The organism is Enterobacter sp. DC1 (assembly GCF_000568075.1).
GTDB lineage: Bacteria > Pseudomonadota > Gammaproteobacteria > Enterobacterales > Enterobacteriaceae > Enterobacter > Enterobacter asburiae.
This window is the reverse complement of record NZ_AZUA01000001.1, coordinates 1,159,216-1,180,700: the sequence shown is the minus strand read 5'-3', so window position 1 is coordinate 1,180,700 and position 21,485 is coordinate 1,159,216. Positions and strand designations below refer to the sequence as shown.

Genomic DNA, 21,485 nt, shown 5'->3' with positions numbered 1-21,485 from the left:
CCAATTAAAAGGTGCTTTTCACGCGCAATTATTCGGCATAATCTGGTGATGTCTCGGTGAAAACAGGAATAATTTCAAATGGTTAAATCATTGTTAATTGCTGTTAATGAAAAGCTATCGTGCGACGATCTTGGCAAACTCTTGTTACGACTTGCCGTCGGCGGGCTGATGCTTTTTCACGGTTTGCACAAGCTTTTTGGCGGCGTGGGCTTTATCAGCGGCATGCTGGTGGAGAAAGGGCTGCCGGGGTTTATCGCCTACGGCGTGTTGGTTGGCGAAGTGGTGGCACCGATCCTGATTATTGTCGGGCTCTTTACGCGTCCGGCCGCGCTGGTGCTGGCCTTTACAATGATTGTGGCGTGGCTGATGGTGGGAATGGATGAAACGCTCGCCCTCGATAAGGTAGGCGCATGGGCGATTGAAAGCCTGGTGTATTTCTTTATCGGCTCGCTGGCTGTCGCGTTTTTAGGCGCAGGGCGGTTTGCGCTGGGTAAAGCGCCCGCATGGCGGTAGGGTTGTTGTAGGTCGGGTAAACGCAGTGCCACCCGACAAAAAGCCCGGTGGCGCTGACGCTTACCGGGCCTACGATCGAACGTTTACCGTTTATGCGAGGACGAGATCGCCCTGCGGATGGCACGAGCACGCCAGCACGTAACCCTCGGCAATTTCTGCTTCGGACAGCGTCATGGTGCTGGTGACGGTATACTCTCCGGAAACGACCTTCGTCTTACAGCAGCCGCACACGCCCGCACGACAGGCAGCCGCTACCGGCACTTTGTTGCTTTCCAGCGCCTCCAGCAGCGTGGTACCCACGCGGCCAAAGAAGGTCTGCGCAGGCTGCAGCCTGGTGAACTTAACACCGCTAGTTGCCGCTTCCGCCACCGGCGTGAAGAACTGCTCTTTGAAGAAGCGGGTCACGCCAAGCGCCTTCACTTCTTTCTCGACGATATCCATGTACGGCGCCGGGCCGCAGGTCATCACGGTGCGGTTCGCGATATCCGGCACGCTTTGCAGCAGCTCGCGGCTCAGACGACCGGGCACAAAGCCGTGGGTCGCGTTGTGCTCCGCCACCAGCGTCACCGGATAATCACGCCATTCCCCGGCAAAGATCACATCTTCTGGGGAACGCACGCTGAAGATCGCCTGCACGTCCGCCTGCGGGCGATTTTTCGCCAGCCAGCGGCGCATCGACATGATCGGCGTTACGCCACAGCCGGCCGCCAGCAGCAGGAATTTATCGTCTGCTTTGTCGTCACAGGTGAATTCACCCTGCGCGTCAGACAGCCAGATATAATCCCCGCGCTTCACGTCCCGCGTCAGCCACTGCGAGCCCGCGCCGTCGTCAATGCGGCGGACGGTGAGCGTAATGTACTCGCTCACCCCCGGCGTTGAGGAGATCGTGTAGGCGCGCAGCGTGTCCGCCGTATTGCGAACGCTGACCAGCGCATACTGGCCTGCACGGTACGGATAGTAGTCATGGCACAGCAGCGACAGCGTCCACACATCCGGCGTCTCCTGATGGATGTGATGAACCTGCATCCGCCACGGACATTGTGAGGTTGGCATGGTCATGAATAACTCCTTACGCGCTCAGCAGCTGCTTCATATCATCTTCAACGTTGGTCACGGAACGCAGACCGAATTTCTCGTTCAGCACCGCCAGCAGGTCCGGCGTCAGGAAGCCAGGCGCGGTCGGGCCGGTCACGATGTTGGTCACGCCCAATGAGAGCAGGGTCAGCAGGATGACGATCGCTTTCTGCTCAAACCATGACAGCACCAGCGACAGCGGCAGGTCGTTCACCCCGCAGCCCAGTTTCTCCGCCAGGGTGACCGCCAGAATGATGGCCGAGTAAGCATCGTTACACTGGCCTGCATCGATCAGGCGCGGCAGACCTTCGATGTCGCCGAAGTCCAGCTTGTTGAAACGGTATTTGCCGCACGCCAGGGTCAGGATCAGGCAGTCTTCCGGCACGCTGGTGGCGAAATCGGTGAAGTAGTTACGCTCGCCGCGCGCGCCGTCGCAGCCGCCGACGAGGAAGATGTGGCGCAGCTTTTCACGGCTCACGAGATCGATCAGCGAATCAGCGGCGCCGAGCAGAGTTTCACGACCAAAGCCGACGGTGATGAGGTGCGGGATTTCGCTGTACGTGAAGCCCGCCATCTGCTGCGCCTGGGCGATAACCGGACCGAAATCGTCACCTTCAAGATGGCTCACGCCAGGCCAGCCGACGATGCTGCGGGTCCAGATGCGGTCGTCGTACGCGCCGACGGTAGGGTCGATGATGCAGTTAGAGGTCATCACGATAGGGCCAGAGAAGCGGGCGAACTCAACCTGCTGGTTCTGCCAGCCGCTGCCGTAGTTACCGATCAGATGCTTAAATTTACGCAGCTCCGGATAGCCGTGCGCCGGCAGCATTTCGCCGTGGGTATAGACGTTAACGCCGGTCCCTTCGGTTTGCTTCAGCAGATTGTAGAGATCTTTCAGGTCGTGACCGGAAATCAGGATGCACTTGCCTTCGGTCGCCTTGACGTTGACCTGCGTCGGCGTCGGGTGGCCGTAGGTGCTGGTTTCACCGGCATCAAGAATGCTCATCACGCGGAAGTTCATCTGGCCGATTTCCATTGAGCATTCCAGCAGCGCGTTCATATCGGCAGGCCAGGTGCCCAGCCACGCCATGATTTTGTGGTACTGGGCGTAAATCTCGTTGTCGTACTGACCCAGAACGTGCGCGTGTTCCATATACGCCGCAGCGCCCTTCAGGCCGTACAGGCACAGCAGGCGCAGGCCGAGAATGTTCTCGCCAATCGCCGCTTTGTCTTTATTCGGCGTAAATTCTGCCGCCTGACGCTGGAGGTCGCCCAGATCGTCGCTGACCAGCTGCAGTTCAGACATCGGGTTTTCCACGCGAGCGCCGGCATCCGCCTTCAGGCACTGTGCTTTCAGCGCCTCACGCAGGGCAATCGCTTCGCGGGCGTAGCCGACAATGCGCGGGGAATCGAAGTTAACGTTAGTCAGCGTGGAGAAAAACGCGCGCGGTGCGAAGCTGTCGACGTAGTGGTCGACAATGCCGTATTCGCGGGCTTTGAACGCCCATGCGGAAAGGCCTTGCAGGGCGGCAATCAGCAGGTCCTGCAGGTCAGATGTTTCTGCGGTTTTGCCGCACATACCCTGTGCGTAAGAGCAGCCATTGCCTGCCGGGGTACGGATGGTTTGTTCACATTGCACACAAAACATAATCACACCTGTTAAAGTTATATTTAATATACATGTTTAAGGTTATGCCTGTGCCAGAACGGAGAAAAGGGCTTTCTGCTACAAAATAGAGGGAGATTGATTTAGCGCAATTTTGGCGGCAGGAAACCTACCGCCAAAGAAGTATCAGGCAGAGAAGAAGGCCATCAGGACCGGAACCAGCAGGCTTAAAATAAAGCCGTGCACGATAGCCGCGGGCACCATCTCCAGCCCTCCGGAGCGCTGTAGTACCGGCAGGGTAAAGTCCATCGACGTCGCGCCGCACAGGCCCAGCGCGGTAGAACGACTGCGGCGAACCAGACCTGGGATCAGCATGATGGCAATCAGCTCGCGCGCCAGATCGTTAAAGAAGGCGGCGCTGCCGATCACCGGGCCGAATGATTCGGTCAGCAGAATGCCGGAGAGCGAATACCAGCCAAAACCGGACGCCATCGCCAGGCCGGTTTTCAGCGGCAGATCGAGAATAAAGGCGTTAATGACGCCCGCCACCATTGAGCTGGCGACAACAATCACCGCAACCATCATTCCCCGACGGTTGAGGACAATTTGTTTCAGCGTCATGCCATTATTTCGCAGCTGAATACCAATCAGGAACAGCAGGAAGATCAGCGTATATTCACTGGCCTCAGTCGCGTGCTGTAAAAATGCCCAACCGGTCAGCCCAAGAAGAAAACCGAGCACCACGACGCCGCATAATTTTAATGATTCAAGCGCCATTGCAATTCGTGAAGGGAGTTTTTCCTGATGGTGGTGATTTTTCCATGGAATAGTGCGTTCCAGCCACAGCAGCGCGGCAATATTGCACAGCAAAATAACCACCACGGTGACGACAGAATAATGGAGGATGGAGAGTAAATTCGCCGACAGGTTGTCCAGAAATGCCAGGCTAATCCCCATAAAGAAAAGAATAACGTAGACAATCCAGCTCAGGAATCGATTAATGAGCCTTAATGCGGATTCACGATGCAGCGGAATAAGATAGCCCACGATCAAGGGCAGCAAAATGATGAGGAGTCCTGAAAACATGAACAGCCGGTCCTTTTTGAGTATCGGTTAAGCGCCAGTGACACTACCCAATAAAGGCTGTTCAGTAAAGCGGCAAAAGAAAGCCGGGTGGCGCTAACGCTTACCCGGCCTACAAAGTGCACTCTCACGTAGCTCGGGTAAGCGTTAGCGCTACCCGACATTACAGGCCGCACTTAATTAATCGCGTTTTTCCAGCAGGGTGCGATACAGCACGCCACCCAGGATACCGCCGATAATTGGCATCACCCAGAACAGCCACAGCTGCTCAAGCGCCCAGCCGCCCTGGAAGATGGCGACGGCGGTGCTGCGTGCCGGGTTAACGGAGGTGTTGGTGACCGGAATAGAAATCAGGTGGATAAGCGTCAGCGCCAGACCAATGGCAATCGGGGCAAAACCGGCTGGCGCGTGTTTGTCCGTTGCACCGTGGATCACCAGCAGGAAGCCGGCCGTAAGCACGATTTCAATCACGATTGCAGACAGCATGGAGTAGCCGCCCGGAGAGTGTTCGCCGAAGCCGTTAGAGGCAAAGCCGCTGGCCGCCGCGTCGAAGCCGGCTTTACCGCTGGCAATCACGTACAGAACGCCCGCCGCAATAATACCGCCAACAACCTGCGCCACAATGTAGCCAATTACGTCTTTTGCCGGGAAACGGCCGCCCGCCCATAAACCTAACGTCACTGCCGGGTTAAAATGACCGCCGGAAATATGTCCCACGGCAAACGCCATGGTTAATACGGTTAAACCAAACGCCAGCGCGACGCCGACAAAACCGATACCTAATTCCGGGAATGCTGCTGCCAGAACGGCGCTACCGCAGCCACCAAATACCAGCCAGAATGTACCAAAGCATTCAGCTGCCAATTTTCTAAACATAACCACCTCAAATAATTATCCGCACGCATTCCCGCGCGCGGGATATATCGCCATAAAGGGATGACGACTCAAAGAGCCCGTATTTTAAAAACCAACAACACCCCTTCGCCACTTAAATAAATTCGATTAATTTGATTTAAGGCAATGTGATGTCAATCCTTGTTCAAACTGGAGGTAAATAGAGCATAGTCCAATTTGCGGGCGGTAGTATCTTGCGAGATGAGGGTTATTTCAAATGAAACCTGATGGATAAATTCTGAATTTTTCGTGCTTCCGCCAGGTTATGGAGACGGATTGCAGTGTCAAGCCTGTATGCATCCCGCTATACTGCTGATTACTTGAAGGAAAAAGTGATCATTTGTCGGGGGATTTATGCTTCTCGAACGTGTGGAAATTGTCGGGTTTCGCGGTATTAACCGCCTGTCGCTGCAGCTGGAGCAGAACAACGTCCTGATCGGCGAGAACGCGTGGGGCAAGTCCAGCCTGCTGGATGCGCTGACGCTACTGCTTTCGCCCGAAGACGATCTGTATCACTTCGTCCGCGACGATTTCTGGTTTCCGCCCGGTGACGTAACGGGGCGCGAGAAGCACCTGCATATCATCCTGACGTTCCGCGAATCCGAGCCCGGACGTCACCGTGTGCGTCGTTTCCGCCCGCTGTCACCCTGCTGGGTGCCGTGCGATGACGGTTTCCACCGGATTTTCTATCGGCTGGAAGGGGAGATGGCGGAGAACGAGGGGGTACTCACCCTGCGTGATTTTCTCGATGAGAAAGCCAACCCGATCCCGCTGGACAACATCGACGATCTGGCCCGTCACCTGATCCGCCTGACGCCGGTGTTGCGCCTGCGCGATGCGCGTTTTATGCGGCGTATTCGTAACGGTACCGTACCCAATATGCCGGAAGTGGAAGTTACCGCCCGCGAGCTGGATTTTCTGGCCAGAGAGCTGGTGTCGCGTCCGCAGAATCTGACCGATGGTCAAATTCGTCAGGGGTTGTCCGCAATGGTGCAACTCCTGGAGCACTATTTTTCCGAGCAGGGAACCTCGGAGTCGCGCCACCGTCTGATGCGCCGCCGCTCTCATGATGAACAGCGAAGCTGGCGTTACCTCGACATCATTAACCGGATGATCGACCGGCCCGGCGGTCGTACCCATCGGGTGATTCTGCTGGGGCTGTTTTCAACGCTTCTGCAGGCCAAAGGCACCGTTCGTCTTGACCGGGACGCCCGGCCGCTGCTGCTGGTGGAAGACCCGGAAACGCGCCTGCATCCCATCATGCTCTCCGTGGCATGGCATCTGCTGAATCTGCTGCCGCTCCAGCGCATTACGACCACCAATTCAGGGGAGCTATTATCGCTGACGCCGGTAGAGCACGTCTGTCGCCTGGTGCGTGAATCCTCCCGCGTCTGCGCTTTCCGGCTTGGGCCTGGCGGTTTGAACGCGGAAGACGGGCGGCGCATCGCGTTTCATATTCGCTTTAACCGGGCGTCGTCGCTCTTTGCCCGCTGCTGGCTGCTGGTGGAGGGGGAAACGGAAACCTGGGTCATCAACGAGCTGGCGCGCCAGTGCGGCCACCATTTTGATGCGGAAGGCATTAAGGTAATCGAATTCGCGCAGTCGGGATTAAAGCCGCTGATAAAATTCGCCCGCCGGATGGGGATCGAGTGGCACGTGCTGGTAGACGGTGATGAGGCGGGTAAAAAATATGCCTCAACCGTGCGGAGCCTGCTGAATAACGAGCGCGAGGAAGAGCGCGACCACTTAACCATGCTCCCCGCGATGGACATGGAACACTTTATGTATCGTCAGGGGTTCGACGACGTCTTTCACCGCATTGCCATGGTGCCGGTCGATGTCCCGATGAACATGCGGCGGGTGATCGCCAAAGCCATTCATCGTTCGTCAAAACCGGATTTAGCCATTGAAGTGGCGACGGAAGCGGGGAGGCGGGGCGTGGAGGCGGTACCGACACTGCTGCGGAAGATGTTCTCCCGCGTGCTGTGGCTGGCACGCGGGAAAGCGGATTAGCGCTGGGTCGCCTGTTTCACCTGCTGAATCAGGCTATCCAGCAGCTCGTAGCGGCGGCGATATTCGGAACGTTTTTTGCTGGCGATCTCTTCCATCGGTTTACGCGGCATGACGAGCGGCAGCATAAAGTTTCCGTTATCCTGCTTTTCACCGCCGATGGAGAGCCAAAAACTGTCGTAATCGGCCAACAGTTTGCCCTCTTTTTTCTTGCGGTAGCGCCAGCTGCGATAAATATGGGTATCGTTACTGACGGCGACAATCTGCTCTACCGGGAACGCGGCGCCGAGCGTCATTGCGGCCTCGACCAGCAGACGTTTCGGGAACAGTCCGTGGCAGGCTTTCGTCGCCCCCTGGATCAGCTCATGGGGAACATGCGCTTTTGCGCCCTGCAAACCGCCAATGAACAGCGTCGATTTTCCCTCAAACTGGCATAGCGTAAAGGTCATCTCCGCCAGCGCCGTATTTTGACTGTCACAGAAAACGAGGGTAGCTTCTCCCTCTTTATCCATAAACGCGTCGGCACACAGGCGGACGGTAAATTGCTGTTCATCTTTTCCGGTTAAGGTCAGCAGAGTCACGCCCTGCTTTGAAAGGTAACCCTTTGTCAGCGTCGCCGGCAGCTGGCGGCACATCATCTGATAGTGCCAGGAGAGCGATTCCAGCGCACGCTGTCGATCCATATTGACCGTCAGCCACGGACGATGAAGGCGGCAGGGCAGCCCCGGCTGAACCTGGAGCATTTGCATCAGGTGCGGATGTTTCGCAAGCTCGGACAGCAGGCGAGCGGTGCTGAGCGGTGTCGCCAGTGAACGCAGCATGAACTTGCGTCGATAGGCGGTTTTTTCCCATGCCAGCCCGGGTGCGATCTCACCAAGAGCCAGGTTTTTGAAGAGCTGCCAGCCGGATTTTGGCTGCGGCAGGTTTGAAAGTGATGTATCGACGATAGAAGACATGGTAGATCCTGATCCTTTTGGAATATCGCTATTTCAGCAGGAGAAATGTCAACATCTCGTAAACAAATTAGGACGATTTCGGAGAACAGGGCTTTCGTTGAAGAGTCGTTTAGTTAGAATCAACGCTTATCATTGCCAGAACATTTATTTGGAATATTTATGAACCTCAAGGGAAAACGCAGAACGCTGTTTCTGCTGCTGGCGGTCGTGGTTTTAGCCGGTGGGTACTGGCTATGGCAGGTGCTGAATGCGCCGGTGCCGCAGTATCAGACGTTGATTGTTCGCCCGGGCGAACTGCAGCAAAACGTCCTCGCGACGGGCAAGCTTGACGCTCTGCGCAAGGTTGACGTCGGTGCTCAGGTCAGCGGCCAGCTGAAAACGCTGTCGGTTGAGATTGGCGACAAGGTGAAAAAAGGCCAGCTGCTCGGCGTTATCGATCCTGAGCAGGCTGAGAACCAGATCCGCGAGGTGGAAGCCACGCTGATGGAGCTGCGCGCGCAGCGTGCGCAGGCGCTGGCAGAACGTAACCTGGCCCAGGTAACGCTGACCCGTCAGCAGGCGTTGGCCAAAACCCAGGCTATTTCGAAACAAGATCTCGATACTGCCACCACTGAACTGGCGGTGAAACAGGCGCAGATTGGCACGATTGACGCGCAGATCAAACGCAATCAGGCCTCGCTGGATACGGCAAAAACCAACCTCGACTACACCAAAATCGTCGCGCCGATGGCGGGCGAAGTGACCCAGATCACCACGCTGCAGGGCCAGACGGTGATTGCCGCGCAGCAGGCGCCAAACATTCTGACGCTGGCTGACATGAGCACCATGCTGGTCAAAGCCCAGGTCTCAGAGGCGGATGTGATCCATCTTAAGCCGGGACAGAACGCCTGGTTTACGGTGCTTGGCGACCCGCAGACGCGCTACGAAGGCGTGCTGAAAGACATTCTGCCGACGCCGGAAAAGGTTAACGACGCTATTTTCTACTATGCCCGCTTTGAGGTGCCAAACCCGCAGGGCGTGCTGCGTCTGGACATGACCGCACAGGTGCATATCCAGCTGACCGGCGTGAAGAACGTGCTGACCATTCCGCTCTCTGCGCTCGGTGAATCCGCCGGAGAGAGCCGTTATAAAGTGAAAGTGCTGCGCAACGGCGAAACGCGCGAGCGCGAGGTCGTGATCGGCGCGCGCAACGACACCGACGTGGTGGTGGTGAAAGGGCTGGAAGAGGGCGAGGAGGTTGTTGTCAGCGAAAGCCTGCCCGGAGCCGCTAAATGACGGCGCTGCTTGAGCTAAATAACATTCGTCGCAGCTATCCGTCAGGCGACGGCCCGGTGGAGGTGCTGAAGGGCATCTCCCTGCGCGTGGAAGCGGGCGAGATGGTGGCCATTGTCGGCGCGTCGGGTTCCGGTAAATCGACGCTGATGAACATTCTCGGCTGCCTGGATAAACCGACCAGCGGGACGTATCGCGTGGCCGGGACGGATGTCTCCACGCTGGACGGCGACGCGCTGGCGAAGCTGCGCCGGGAACACTTCGGCTTTATCTTCCAGCGTTACCATCTGCTTTCTCACCTGAATGCGGCGCAGAACGTGGAAGTGCCTGCGGTGTATGCGGGCGTCGAGCGTAAAAAGCGCCTTGAGCGCGCGCAGATGCTGCTGACGCGTCTGGGGCTGGCGGAGCGGGTGGAGTATCAGCCCTCGCAGCTGTCCGGCGGCCAGCAGCAGCGCGTGAGTATTGCTCGCGCCCTGATGAACGGCGGGCAGGTGATCCTCGCGGATGAACCGACCGGCGCGCTCGACAGCCATTCCGGCGAAGAGGTAATGGCGATCCTCCATCAGCTTCGCGATCAGGGGCACACGGTGATTATCGTGACCCACGATCCGCAGGTGGCGGCACAGGCGGAACGCATTATTGAGATCCACGACGGCGAGCTGGTCAGCAATCCGCCGCCGCGTGAGTCCAGGGCCGCGGCACCGAAAGAAGCGCTACCGGCATCAACCGGCTGGGGACAGTTCTCCAGCGGCTTTCGCGAAGCGCTGACCATGGCCTGGCTGGCGATGGCGGCCAACAAAATGCGCACCCTGCTGACGATGCTCGGCATCATTATCGGTATCGCCTCTGTGGTGTCGATCGTGGTGGTGGGCGACGCGGCCAAGCAGCTGGTGCTGGCGGATATCCGCGCCATCGGCACCAATACCATTGACGTCTATCCCGGCAAAGACTTTGGCGACGACGAGCCGCAGTATCAGCAGGCGCTGAAATACGACGATCTGGCGGCGATTCAGAAGCAGCCGTGGGTGAACTCCGCCACGCCTGCGGTTTCGCAGAACCTGCGTCTGCGCGTGGGCAACGTTGACGTGGCCGCCAGCGCTAACGGCGTCAGCGGAGACTACTTCAACGTCTACGGCATGACCTTCAGCGAAGGCGCCACCTTCAACGCCGAGCAGCTGGCGGGCAGGGCGCAGGTGGTGGTGCTGGACGCGAACTCGCGCAGGCAGCTTTTCCCCAATAAAGCCAACGTGGTGGGCGAAGTGATCCTGGTCGGCAACATGCCTGCCACGGTCATCGGCGTGGCGGAAGAGAAGCAGTCGATGTTTGGCAGCAGCAAAATCCTGCGCGTCTGGCTGCCCTACACCACCATCTCAGGAAGGATTATGGGGCAGTCCTGGCTCAACTCCATCACCGTACGCGTGAAGGAGGGCTACGACAGCGCGCTCGCCGAACAGCAGCTTGAGCGGCTGTTAACCCTGCGCCACGGGAAGAAAGATTTCTTCACCTGGAATATGGACGGCCTCTTGAAAACGGCGGAAAAGACCACACGTACTCTTCAGCTGTTCCTCACGCTGGTGGCGGTGATCTCGCTGGTCGTCGGCGGCATCGGGGTGATGAATATCATGCTGGTGTCGGTCACCGAGCGTACACGGGAGATCGGCATCCGCATGGCGGTCGGCGCCCGGGCCAGCGACGTGCTGCAGCAGTTTTTGATTGAAGCGGTACTGGTGTGTCTGGTCGGCGGGGCGATGGGCATTGCGCTCTCGATGATGATTGCGTTTGCGCTCCAGCTCTTTTTACCCGGCTGGGAGATTGGCTTCTCGCCGGTCGCCATTATCACCGCATTTTTGTGTTCGACCTTTACCGGCATTTTGTTTGGCTGGTTGCCCGCCCGCAACGCGGCGCGGCTGGATCCGGTGGACGCGCTGGCTCGGGAATAACCCGAAAATAAAAATGCCAGCCGATCGGGCTGGCATTTTGACTGCGGGATGTACACAATAAAACAGAGAGCTATGCAACCGTCTCTGCTTCAACGGGTACGATTAGGCTTGCATGATTGCCTTTTGGTCCCTGATGTACATCGAACCGGACGGACTGCCCGGCTTTGAGCGTTCTGTAACCATCCATCTGAATGGTGGAATAGTGAGCGAAGATATCCTCGCCGCCGCCTTCGGGGCAGATGAAGCCAAACCCTTTGGCGTTGTTGAACCACTTAACAGTACCCATTTCCATGCTTCGACATCCTTCGTAAATCTTATAAGTTAAGATGGAATGAACCGGTGGTGGAGTGGGGGCTGTTCAAAACCTCGCCATCTCACGCTTGTACAATTTAGAGAAACGAAAGAAGTCGTCAAGCGTTTGGCGCTGGAGATGGGACAATAATCAACCAAAGTTTGAAGCAGTTAACGCTATTGCAACAGTTTGTGACAGACATCGCGGATGACAGTAATAGATGATTGTTATCTAACATCTGAGGTAGATTCAAAGTGGTTATGCATAATGGGTAAGACCAACGATTGGCTGGATTTCGACCAGCTGGCGGAAGACAAAGTGCGCGACGCGCTAAAACCGCCATCTATGTATAAAGTTATGTTAATGAACGATGATTACACGCCGATGGAATTTGTTATTGACGTGCTACAAAAGTTCTTTTCTTATGATGTAGAACGTGCAACGCAACTGATGCTTACCGTTCATTATCGAGGCAAAGCGATCTGCGGCATCTTTACTGCCGAAGTCGCGGAAACCAAAGTGGCGATGGTGAACGACTATGCGAGGGAGAACGAGCATCCGTTGCTGTGTACGCTGGAAAAGGCCTGATAAGGCATAAAATTGGGGGAGGTGCCTATGCTCAATCAAGAACTGGAACTCAGTTTAAACATGGCTTTCGCCAGAGCGCGTGAGCACCGACATGAGTTTATGACCGTCGAGCATTTACTGCTCGCACTGCTTAGCAACCCATCTGCCCGCGAAGCGCTGGAAGCCTGCTCCGTGGATCTGGTGGCGCTACGTCAGGAACTCGAAGCCTTCATCGAACAAACCACACCGGTGCTGCCAGCCAGTGAAGAAGAGCGCGACACGCAGCCGACGCTCAGCTTCCAGCGCGTGCTGCAGCGCGCGGTATTCCACGTCCAGTCTTCCGGACGTAGCGAAGTGACTGGCGCAAACGTCTTAGTCGCCATCTTCAGCGAGCAGGAGTCACAGGCTGCCTACCTGCTGCGCAAACACGAAGTCAGCCGCCTCGACGTGGTTAACTTTATTTCTCACGGAACGCGCAAAGACGAGCCTAACCAGGCATCGGATTCCAGCAATCAGGTCAATAACAATGAAGAGCAAGCAGGCGGGGAGGATCGTATGGAAAACTTCACCACCAATCTCAACCAGCTTGCTCGCGTTGGCGGTATCGACCCGCTGATTGGTCGCGATAAAGAGCTGGAGCGCGCGATCCAGGTGCTGTGCCGTCGCCGCAAGAACAACCCGCTGTTGGTGGGTGAGTCAGGCGTGGGTAAAACCGCGATTGCCGAAGGTCTTGCCTGGCGCATCGTGCAGGGCGACGTGCCGGAAGTGATTGCCGACTGCACCATCTACTCGCTGGATATCGGCTCACTGCTGGCGGGCACCAAATACCGCGGTGATTTTGAAAAACGCTTCAAGGCGCTGTTAAAACAGCTGGAGCAGGACACCAACAGCATCCTGTTTATCGATGAGATCCACACCATCATCGGCGCAGGTGCGGCCTCCGGTGGCCAGGTGGATGCCGCGAACCTGATCAAACCGCTGCTCTCCAGCGGCAAGATCCGCGTGATTGGCTCCACGACCTACCAGGAGTTCAGCAACATTTTTGAGAAAGACCGTGCCCTTGCGCGCCGCTTCCAGAAAATCGACGTGACCGAGCCGTCCGTCGAGGAAACGGTGCAGATCATCAACGGCCTGAAACCGAAGTACGAAGCGCACCACGACGTGCGTTACACCGCGAAAGCGGTCCGTGCGGCGGTGGAGCTGGCGGTGAAATACATCAACGACCGTCACCTGCCGGATAAGGCGATTGACGTGATTGATGAGGCAGGGGCGCGTGCGCGTCTGATGCCGGCCAGCAAGCGTAAGAAAACCGTTAACGTGGCGGATATCGAGTCTGTGGTGGCCCGCATCGCGCGTATCCCTGAGAAGAGCGTTTCTCAGAGCGACCGCGACACGCTGCGCACCCTCGGCAATCGCCTGAAAATGCTGGTCTTTGGTCAGGATAAAGCCATTGAGGCCTTAACCGAAGCGATCAAGATGGCCCGCGCCGGGCTGGGGCATGACCACAAGCCTGTCGGTTCCTTCCTGTTCGCTGGCCCGACCGGCGTGGGGAAAACCGAGGTGACGGTTCAGCTCTCCAAAGCGCTGGGTATTGAGCTGCTGCGCTTTGATATGTCCGAGTATATGGAGCGTCACACCGTCAGCCGTTTGATTGGTGCGCCTCCGGGCTACGTGGGCTTTGACCAGGGCGGCCTGCTCACCGACGCGGTGATCAAGCATCCGCACGCGGTACTGCTGCTCGATGAAATCGAGAAGGCGCATCCGGACGTGTTCAACATTCTGCTGCAGGTGATGGACAACGGGACGCTGACCGACAACAACGGGCGCAAGGCGGACTTCCGCAACGTGGTGCTGGTGATGACCACCAACGCCGGGGTGCGTGAAACCGAGCGTAAATCCATCGGCCTGATCCACCAGGATAACAGCACCGATGCGATGGAGGAGATCAAGAAGATCTTCACGCCGGAGTTCCGTAACCGTCTGGACAACATTATCTGGTTCGATCACCTCTCTACCGACGTGATCCATCAGGTGGTGGACAAGTTCATCGTCGAGCTGCAGGTTCAGCTGGATCAGAAAGGCGTGTCGCTGGAAGTGAGCCAGGAGGCCCGCAACTGGCTGGCCGAGAAAGGCTACGACCGTGCGATGGGTGCCCGTCCGATGGCGCGCGTGATTCAGGACAACCTGAAGAAACCGCTGGCGAACGAGCTGCTGTTTGGCTCGCTGGTAGACGGCGGCCAGGTGACCGTGGCGCTGGACCAGGCGAAGAACGAACTGACGTACGATTTCCAGAGTGCGGCGAAGCACAAGCCGGAAGCGGCTCACTGAGTTGTAAGGTAAAAGCAAAACGGCAACTTCGGTTGCCGTTTTTTTTTGTTTTCTCCCTCTCCCTGTGGGTGAGGGCAACAGACTGCAGAGGAATTTTGCGAGGCGCTTTCCAGTTTCTTTCGAAGTCAGTTGCTGGATAAATCCACAGTAATAAAATGGCGGCGCACCTGCAAAATCAGGTTCCGGGATTGGCGTCCTGATTACACACGAGAAATGATGTTGATACGTCAACTATCATCAGGTTCGTTCACACTTTTGAAAGCTAGCGATATAATCCGCAGACTCAATTATGGTGGGCTGAACCGGGGCTTCTTTTGAAGCGCCGATTTTCCCGTGTGGGTCGGTACGCCAAACCGGTTCAGTCTGCCACCTGAGTTGGCGTTCGGGTGGAGATCTCATCATTTCACACGGAGTCATAATCAAATGGAACATAACAATTTTTCACAGCTCTACACCGAACTCTCCCTCAACCCCGATCTTCCAATTCTGGCCGAGCGCTGCAAACTGCTCACCGAAATCCTCCTCGACTGCACATCACTCCCACAAACGCAGCCCGTCTGTCGCTGCCTTGGGGCGTATCTGGAAGAAATGAAATACGGCCTCAAAGAATCAATGTGTGATTTTCAGGTGGTGGAGTTTGAGGACGAAGTGGAACAACCGAGACAAAAAGAGTGGCTGCTTGAAGACACCGAAACAATGTGTGACTACTGTCGGGCGTTAAACCACATACTGCTGGTATCGCATTTTGACCGCGATATGTTGCCGCATCTTACGGGACTGCTGCATGACATTACGCATTCGATGGCCGCAGATGTCGTTGCACCTCAAAGTGCAAAAACGGTAATTCACATTATTTCCTGACGTCGATCCGAGGCGTCGGGGGAGTTCCTCTGACGCCAAATGGATTAATCTTCGGAAAAGTGGGTGTTACAGGAAGACGTTAATAACTTTTGATGACAATAAAATAGTGCAGTTCGCTGCCGTACAGCTCGCGTTATGTAGCCCTTAACGGCCTGCATTTTCCTTCATCTGTTGGTTATAAATACAGCCAAGACCCACTAAATGCTGGCTCACTACCCGTGCCCCATAGTTATGGCACTGTAATGACCATGGATGGGATTTCAGCCAGACAGCAAATGCAGTGCAGGATGCAAGTGAAATCAACGCGGGCTCCACTGTACTTTGCTGTCCAGTCAGTAGGCCAATCATCTTGCATATCTCGCCATTATCCCATCGCTGCCACACATTTTTCCACCATCCCATTTTCCAGCTACCAGTAAGGCAAAATGCTTTGTCAGAGAGGTTGGTGTTTTCATTTATTTCTGACACAAACCAAAGATCGGTTTTCCCAAGTCGGACTTCTGTTGACCAGGCAGTTATAGCTCCGCCGCGCAAAACGCACTCATGGGCGAGGTAATGATCGGTTACTCCCGGGAAGCGTCGTTTTAATCGCTGGAAATGACTGTGTATGGTAATGACAGGACGGACCATGCTTCCCCGGTCGTTTCGCTTAAGCTCGGCACTACCGTACTGAATTTCATCAAATTGACTCCGTTTAAGAAATTGCATCTCTTGCTCCCGAATAAGATCGGTATCGCTCGACGGTAGTATTGAAGAAGGGGAAGTCTTTGAACCCTGATAGAGCAATGAATCACCTGCCTTCCAGTCGCAATAGTTGGTTGTTATTTGAATAATTTTGCCGGAGTCAGCATCGGCACTAATTACAACATACAGTTTCTGCCTCGCTGAATGACCCTGAAACGGTATAACCATTGTGGTCGTTGACACCCTTGTTAGCGCAGGGAATGAAACATGCAGATCGTGTTCGAACCCGTTAACCGCGTGTGCAAGGACCCTTTGGTTTGTCGTTTCACCAGAGTGCACCCCTTGTTCGAGCTGGGAAAGAAGGGTGATATTTTTATTCAGGCCTACAGGATTGGCATAGTGTGGAGTAAATACATAACGGCAGGTACAACATTGAAAGCGGGGTGTTCTGGCTTTTGTGTATCCATAGCGAATGATGTGAGCTGTAAAACAGCGGGGACAACCTTGTCCTGTATGTCCTAATTTTCGTTGCATGAATTGACTGAACCACTCGTCACAATCTTTTGTATTAAACAGTGGAGGAAGACTGCCACATTTTTGACATTCAAGAGCAGCGTAGCCCAGACGATAAACAGGAAAAACATAATCACTCGCATCTGGTATTCCAAGATTAGCGCATGACCAGCTTTTACAAACATTGAGATCTATTTTTGGAGTGGATGTCATGTCTTTCACCAACTGATTCTGTTAGTCGATAATTTTCAGGCCTCCCTTTTTGATATGTCGTGAGAAGGTTCACAAAATCTGTTTTTTGCTAATCGATAATGAAATTCTTTCTTTAATTCGAGAGTTAAAAAATGAAAAAAAACAGTAATCGCGGTTTTATTACTATCGGGATATGCTTCGCTAAGTCCAGCGCAGGACGTTACCGTCATTTATACCAATGACCTGCATGCACATGTTGAGCCCTATAAACTCCCCTATGTTGCAGAAGGTAAAAGAGCTGTTGGCGGCTTTGCCAATATTGCAACATACGTTAAGCAAGAAAAGAAAAAGAATAAAGCTACTTTTTATTTTGACGCTGGTGATTACTTTACTGGGCCGTACATTAGCAGCCTGACAAAAGGGAAGGCAATCATAGATATTATGAATACAATGTCGTTTGATGCTGCGTCTGTCGGCAATCATGAGTTTGACCATGGTTGGGATAATACGCTGATACAGCTCAGTCAGGCTAAATTCCCGATACTGTTAGGGAACGTGTTTTATAAAAATAGTAATGTCCCCTTCTGGAATAAGCCGTATATCATCCTCGAAAAGGATGGCGTTAAAATTGGGGTCATTGGGTTGCACGGCGTGTTCGCGTTCGATGATACCGTTTCATCGTCAATGCGTCAGGGCATTGAAGCGCGTGACGAAGTGAAATATCTCCAGCACTATCTGGATGAACTACGTGGAAAAGTTGATATAACGGTTGCACTCATGCATGAAGGTTTCCCTGCACGCCAGTCCAGTATCGGCAACACTGATGTCAAACGCGCCCTTGATAAGGATATCCAGACGGCGAAGCAGGTGAAAGGACTGGATATTCTGATTACCGGACATGCGCATGTTGGAACGCCGGAGCCGCTTAAAGTAGGTAACACGCTGGTGCTTTCGACTGACAGTGGTGGGATTGATATTGGTAAGCTGGTCCTGGATGTGGATCTAAAAAAACATCACAACAAAATAAAAAGCTTCGAACTTAAAACCCTTTATGCCGATGAATGGAAACCCGATCCGGCAACTCAGAGTGTTATTGATAGCTGGAATAAAAAGCTCTCCGAAACGGTTCGCCAAAAAGTCGGAGAGACGCCTGTTACGCTTACGCGCGCCTACGGGGAATCATCTTCGCTGGGTAATTTATTTACCGATGCAATGCTTGCCGCTGCGCCTGATGCTCAACTGGCGCTCACTAATTCAGGTGGTCTGCGGGCTGATTTGAATGCCGGTCCGATAACTCTCGGCGATGTTATTAGCGCGTTCCCGTTTCCAAATGAGCTAACCATAATGGATTTGAAAGGAAAATCCTTACGAAATCTTATGGAGCATAGTGCGTCACTCACTAATGGTGTTTTACAGATGTCGAAAGGACTGGAAATGCGCTACGACCAACATAGACCTGTCGGGCAACGCGTTGTGGTATTTACGCTTAATGGCAAGCCAATCGTAGACTCTGAAACCTATCGCGTAGCGACAAATAGTTTCCTTGCCCCTGGTGGTGATGGCTTTACTGCATTTGTTGATGGCCAGAACAAACAGGTAAAAGGTGGATATAACCTTTCCGATGCGGTTATTGATTATCTGGTGAAAGGAAATAAGATCATTCCCCAACAGGTGAATGAGATGCGTGTAAAAGAAGTTACACAGTAATAGTTAACAACTGGTGAATAATATGGCAATTACCTATCTTGGAATGGATCTCGCTCCTGCTAACAACCAGCTTGCGGTCTATCTGAAGTTTATCATTGATCAAGCGGTAACATATTCCTATACGGTAAAGGGAAGATCGACTAGCACGACAAGTTTAGATTTTACGTATTCCTCAAGCGACATTATCTCTTTGCCTGAGATAAAAATTCCGGTTATTGGACTGTACGCAAATTATCTTAATCAAGTGCAGGTTGTCTTTAAAAACCTTAGCGGAGTGGAAATTTTTAGTCAAACCATCCAGGTTAGCACACAGGAACAACTCTACCGCGATGGGACAATTTTCCATATCGATATTGAGCAAACGGATCCCGCTAACTTCACAACCGTATGGGGAAACAGTTGGTTAATGACCACCAATTGTGATGGCTACGACCGGAACGGCGATCTTCGCTGCTATTATGCTCAGCCCTACCGTAATCAGATGCTAAAAACGCATAATGGTTATTTCTATATCGGCAGTGATGAAGATGAACACTGGTATGGGCGACGCTTTTTCAAAATCGATATTTTGGGCAACGAGATTCTGGAGTTTGATTTACGTGACCGCGATGGTAACCGCTATGCTAACACCCACGATCTGATCTGGGATTCAGCTGGTAATCTCTTCATGATTGGTAATGATAACCCGGACCGTTCTACCAATACGATGCGACAGGATGCATCAATATTAAAATTTGATGAAAAGACAGGCGTGATGCTGTGGGCAAAAAATTACACTCGTGCTTTTGATAATACGCAGATCCTGAATAATAGCCCCACAAACGATGCTCACCTTAACTCGCTTTCCTGGATCCCCGCAGGTGAGGCAAATGCTGAAGCGATTGTTGTCCATACTCGCTCTGCAGGCCTGACGTTTGGTATTTCTCCTGACGACGGCAAGATATTATGGAGTATTAATACCGGGGGGTTTAACAGTAATTTCGCTGCAGGACAGGGTGTTACGCAGATAGATACTTCCGGTATTGAGAATTTTGAAAATGGCGCTCATACCGTATTCGTCACTAAAAATAGCGCTTTTGCTGGGTTAAGCAACGAGACTGACGGGAAATTTGTTCTTTCGCTATTTGATAATCGCTCCTGCGTCGATAATGAAGGCAATGCGGTTACTCGAGATATTACGCTTGATTCAACGGCTGTTTTTTACAAAACCGATCCTGCGAGAGTCGTGTTCTATGCTGTTGATCTCGTCGCCAATACAGCAACCAAGGCTCATGAAAGTTTCGAGTTACCTTCCGATCGTGTTCCTCAAGTCACTGATTTTATGGGGGCAGCAATAGATTATGGTGACTACTATGGCATCTACACCAACCATGCACGCTCTTTCTTTATCAGCGATGTGACAGGCCATATTATTGCCACAATCTACGATCTGATTTGTTCGCTGGATGGCTATCCAGAGTTCCCTGGCGAATGCTACCGGGCAAGGTTGTTTGCAAAAGACGAGCTTGATGATTTGATAAATATTGGTTATCAGGTGGCTAACGGCTGATAGCATAGCGAGACACAGCCATTAAAAGGGCATTGCGGCTGCTAATGTCGGTCACTTACAGCGGCGGCATTGCTGTCGAACAGACAGCCCTGACACTGAAACAAACGACCAAATAATTGTTCAAATAATCGCCTGCAGCACAAAAAAGTAAGGCCGGGGAAATCCCGGCCTTATTTAATATTCATCTGCCATTACAGGCGAAAACAATTAGCGACTACGGAAGACAATGCGGCCTTTGCTCAGGTCGTACGGGGTCAGTTCAACAGTCACTTTGTCGCCCGTCAAAATGCGGATGTAGTTTTTGCGCATTTTACCGGAGATGTGCGCAGTTACCACGTGACCGTTTTCCAGCTCTACGCGAAACATGGTATTAGGCAACGTATCAAGTACGGTACCCTGCATTTCAATATTGTCTTCTTTGGCCATCTAATCCTCTGGGGTATCACTACCAAGTTTTGAACCGGCAAGATAATGCCGAAATTCATCAATTAAGTAAAGAATTGCGCGATTAAAACGCAGCAAAACAGTTTCGGCGCATTGCCCAAGCGTCACAGTACAACCGAACAGGAAGCGCATTCGTAAAGGGGAGACAACAGGATAAACGTCAGGACGTTATCTGAAGCGAGGGTCCCAAACGGCGGCGGGGCAACAGGCAGAAGCTACTCTGCGGCATAATTATAACACCCTCACAAAAAATATGCGGAAAACATTTAGGCATTGGGCATAAAGAGCGTTCTCGGTATCCAGAAGTCGCGCGGGAGCTTCTCCTGACGGCTGGCGTCCAGCTGTTCGATGTACTGGCGTCGCGGAATTTCAACCGCACCCAGGGAGGCCGTATGCTCGTTGAGCACCTGACAATCGATCAGGCGTCCGCCGCGCTGGGCAAACGCCTCGCAGAAGACCAGCAGCGCGGTTTTCGAGGCGTTAACCGCACGAGAGAACATCGACTCGCCGCAAAAAAGTGTGCCCTGCGCTACGCCGTACATGCCGCCGACGAGCGCTCCGCCTTCCCACACCTCGATGGAGTGGGCGTAGCCTAGCTCGTGGAGCTGGTAGTAGGCGGTAATGATATCGCGGGTTATCCATGTCCCTTCATAGCGGTCTTCAGCGCAGCCTTCAATGACCTGACCAAAAGCGTGGTTGAGGGTGACGCGGTAGGGTGATTTCGCATGGAAACGCTTCATGCTGCGGCTCACGTGAAACTGCGCTGGCCACAGCACGGCACGCGGATCGGGAGACCACCATAAAATCGGATCGCCGGGAGAAAACCAGGGGAATATACCGCGCTGGTACGCCATTAACAGCCGAGCGGGACTGAGGTCACCGCCAAGGGCCAGCAGCCCGTTGGGCTCACGCAGCGCCCCTTCCGGAGAAGGGAACGCGATGTTATGACGAGAAAGCTGGACCAGGCGCATGACAGCAAAACTCCAGTACGCGAGTAAGG

The 21,485-nt window shown here is 53.9% G+C and carries 18 protein-coding genes; 9 read left to right on the top strand and 9 right to left on the bottom strand.

Annotated features, from left to right (window positions below; genetic code table 11):
* Positions 1–78: 78 nt before the first annotated feature.
* Complete coding sequence (locus P346_RS15835) at positions 79–513, top strand: DoxX family protein (RefSeq protein ID WP_032658235.1); 435 nt, start codon at positions 79–81, stop codon at positions 511–513.
* Between the two features lie 90 nt (positions 514–603).
* On the opposite strand, the gene hcr is transcribed toward P346_RS15835, so the two are convergent.
* From hcr to aqpZ, 4 genes are all read right to left on the bottom strand, one after another.
* Positions 604–1,572, bottom strand: a complete 969-nt coding sequence (gene hcr / locus P346_RS15840) for an NADH oxidoreductase (RefSeq protein WP_032658234.1) — start codon at positions 1,570–1,572, stop codon at positions 604–606.
* 10 nt (positions 1,573–1,582) lie between these two features.
* Positions 1,583–3,235 (bottom strand): hydroxylamine reductase, encoded by a 1,653-nt coding sequence (gene hcp, locus P346_RS15845; protein ID WP_032658232.1) that lies wholly within the window; start codon positions 3,233–3,235, stop codon positions 1,583–1,585.
* A gap of 144 nt (positions 3,236–3,379) precedes the next feature.
* Positions 3,380–4,279: a lysine exporter LysO family protein gene (locus tag P346_RS15850; protein WP_032658231.1), complete on the bottom strand. Its 900-nt coding sequence runs from the start codon at positions 4,277–4,279 to the stop codon at positions 3,380–3,382.
* 177 nt (positions 4,280–4,456) lie between these two features.
* A complete protein-coding gene (gene aqpZ / locus P346_RS15855; RefSeq protein WP_014883193.1) occupies positions 4,457–5,152 on the bottom strand; it encodes an aquaporin Z in 696 nt (231 codons plus the stop codon).
* Positions 5,153–5,524: 372 nt separating this feature from the next.
* On the opposite strand from aqpZ, the gene P346_RS15860 reads away from it, so the two are divergent.
* On the top strand, positions 5,525–7,183 hold the full coding sequence (locus P346_RS15860) for an ATP-dependent endonuclease (protein WP_032658229.1): 1,659 nt from the start codon (positions 5,525–5,527) through the stop codon (positions 7,181–7,183).
* Here the strand turns inward: P346_RS15860 and P346_RS15865 are convergent.
* Positions 7,180–8,136 (bottom strand): VirK/YbjX family protein, encoded by a 957-nt coding sequence (locus P346_RS15865; RefSeq protein WP_032658228.1) that lies wholly within the window; start codon positions 8,134–8,136, stop codon positions 7,180–7,182. The genes P346_RS15860 and P346_RS15865 overlap by 4 nt on opposite strands.
* A 159-nt stretch (positions 8,137–8,295) precedes the next feature.
* Here P346_RS15865 and macA point away from each other — a divergent pair, with 159 nt between their 5' ends.
* Positions 8,296–9,411 (top strand): macrolide transporter subunit MacA, encoded by a 1,116-nt coding sequence (gene macA / locus P346_RS15870; RefSeq protein WP_032658226.1) that lies wholly within the window; start codon positions 8,296–8,298, stop codon positions 9,409–9,411.
* Positions 9,408–11,348, top strand: a complete 1,941-nt coding sequence (gene macB, locus P346_RS15875; RefSeq protein WP_032658224.1) for a macrolide ABC transporter ATP-binding protein/permease MacB — start codon at positions 9,408–9,410, stop codon at positions 11,346–11,348. Before macA ends, macB begins: the two co-directional genes overlap by 4 nt.
* Positions 11,349–11,418: 70 nt before the next feature.
* On the opposite strand, the gene cspD is transcribed toward macB, so the two are convergent.
* Positions 11,419–11,640 (bottom strand): cold shock-like protein CspD, encoded by a 222-nt coding sequence (gene cspD, locus P346_RS15880; RefSeq protein ID WP_006809408.1) that lies wholly within the window; start codon positions 11,638–11,640, stop codon positions 11,419–11,421.
* A gap of 267 nt (positions 11,641–11,907) precedes the next feature.
* On the opposite strand from cspD, the gene clpS reads away from it, so the two are divergent.
* The 3 genes from clpS (at position 11,908) to P346_RS15895 (ending at position 15,396) form a co-directional block, all read left to right on the top strand.
* Entirely contained in the window at positions 11,908–12,228 is a 321-nt protein-coding gene (gene clpS / locus P346_RS15885; RefSeq protein WP_006174393.1) for an ATP-dependent Clp protease adapter ClpS, read from the top strand.
* A 27-nt stretch (positions 12,229–12,255) separates the two neighbouring features.
* Positions 12,256–14,535, top strand: a complete 2,280-nt coding sequence (gene clpA / locus P346_RS15890) for an ATP-dependent Clp protease ATP-binding subunit ClpA (RefSeq protein WP_023335109.1) — start codon at positions 12,256–12,258, stop codon at positions 14,533–14,535.
* A 423-nt stretch (positions 14,536–14,958) separates the two neighbouring features.
* Entirely contained in the window at positions 14,959–15,396 is a 438-nt protein-coding gene (locus P346_RS15895) for a hypothetical protein (RefSeq protein ID WP_032658223.1), read from the top strand.
* Between the two features lie 144 nt (positions 15,397–15,540).
* On the opposite strand, the gene P346_RS23145 is transcribed toward P346_RS15895, so the two are convergent.
* Positions 15,541–16,815, bottom strand: coding sequence for a hypothetical protein (locus P346_RS23145; RefSeq protein ID WP_152537845.1), 1,275 nt, complete (start codon positions 16,813–16,815; stop codon positions 15,541–15,543).
* Positions 16,816–16,953: 138 nt separating this feature from the next.
* Between P346_RS23145 and P346_RS15905 the strand changes: the two genes are divergently transcribed.
* A complete protein-coding gene (locus P346_RS15905) occupies positions 16,954–18,492 on the top strand; it encodes a bifunctional metallophosphatase/5'-nucleotidase (RefSeq protein WP_032658221.1) in 1,539 nt (512 codons plus the stop codon).
* Positions 18,493–18,514: 22 nt separating this feature from the next.
* Positions 18,515–20,041, top strand: coding sequence for an aryl-sulfate sulfotransferase (locus tag P346_RS15910; protein WP_032658220.1), 1,527 nt, complete (start codon positions 18,515–18,517; stop codon positions 20,039–20,041).
* A 207-nt stretch (positions 20,042–20,248) separates the two neighbouring features.
* Here the strand turns inward: P346_RS15910 and infA are convergent, their stop codons facing one another.
* Both infA and aat read right to left on the bottom strand, forming a co-directional pair.
* Positions 20,249–20,467, bottom strand: a complete 219-nt coding sequence (gene infA / locus P346_RS15915) for a translation initiation factor IF-1 (protein ID WP_002211347.1) — start codon at positions 20,465–20,467, stop codon at positions 20,249–20,251.
* 284 nt (positions 20,468–20,751) lie between these two features.
* Positions 20,752–21,456: a leucyl/phenylalanyl-tRNA--protein transferase gene (gene aat, locus P346_RS15920; protein ID WP_032658219.1), complete on the bottom strand. Its 705-nt coding sequence runs from the start codon at positions 21,454–21,456 to the stop codon at positions 20,752–20,754.
* Positions 21,457–21,485: the final 29 nt, after the last annotated feature.

Excerpts from the sequence above, each read along its gene's own strand:
- cspD (WP_006809408.1), bottom strand. The coding sequence starts at position 11,640 with ATGGAAATGGGTACTGTTAAGTGGTTCAACAACGCCAAAGGGTTTGGC.
- P346_RS15835 (WP_032658235.1), top strand. The coding sequence starts at position 79 with ATGGTTAAATCATTGTTAATTGCTGTTAATGAAAAGCTATCGTGCGAC.
- hcr (WP_032658234.1), bottom strand. The coding sequence starts at position 1,572 with ATGACCATGCCAACCTCACAATGTCCGTGGCGGATGCAGGTTCATCAC.
- aat (WP_032658219.1), bottom strand. The coding sequence starts at position 21,456 with ATGCGCCTGGTCCAGCTTTCTCGTCATAACATCGCGTTCCCTTCTCCG.
- P346_RS15850 (WP_032658231.1), bottom strand. The coding sequence starts at position 4,279 with ATGTTTTCAGGACTCCTCATCATTTTGCTGCCCTTGATCGTGGGCTAT.
- infA (WP_002211347.1), bottom strand. The coding sequence starts at position 20,467 with ATGGCCAAAGAAGACAATATTGAAATGCAGGGTACCGTACTTGATACG.
- P346_RS15860 (WP_032658229.1), top strand. The coding sequence starts at position 5,525 with ATGCTTCTCGAACGTGTGGAAATTGTCGGGTTTCGCGGTATTAACCGC.
- clpS (WP_006174393.1), top strand. The coding sequence starts at position 11,908 with ATGGGTAAGACCAACGATTGGCTGGATTTCGACCAGCTGGCGGAAGAC.
- macB (WP_032658224.1), top strand. The coding sequence starts at position 9,408 with ATGACGGCGCTGCTTGAGCTAAATAACATTCGTCGCAGCTATCCGTCA.
- macA (WP_032658226.1), top strand. The coding sequence starts at position 8,296 with ATGAACCTCAAGGGAAAACGCAGAACGCTGTTTCTGCTGCTGGCGGTC.
- P346_RS15865 (WP_032658228.1), bottom strand. The coding sequence starts at position 8,136 with ATGTCTTCTATCGTCGATACATCACTTTCAAACCTGCCGCAGCCAAAA.
- clpA (WP_023335109.1), top strand. The coding sequence starts at position 12,256 with ATGCTCAATCAAGAACTGGAACTCAGTTTAAACATGGCTTTCGCCAGA.
- P346_RS15895 (WP_032658223.1), top strand. The coding sequence starts at position 14,959 with ATGGAACATAACAATTTTTCACAGCTCTACACCGAACTCTCCCTCAAC.
- P346_RS15910 (WP_032658220.1), top strand. The coding sequence starts at position 18,515 with ATGGCAATTACCTATCTTGGAATGGATCTCGCTCCTGCTAACAACCAG.
- hcp (WP_032658232.1), bottom strand. The coding sequence starts at position 3,235 with ATGTTTTGTGTGCAATGTGAACAAACCATCCGTACCCCGGCAGGCAAT.
- aqpZ (WP_014883193.1), bottom strand. The coding sequence starts at position 5,152 with ATGTTTAGAAAATTGGCAGCTGAATGCTTTGGTACATTCTGGCTGGTA.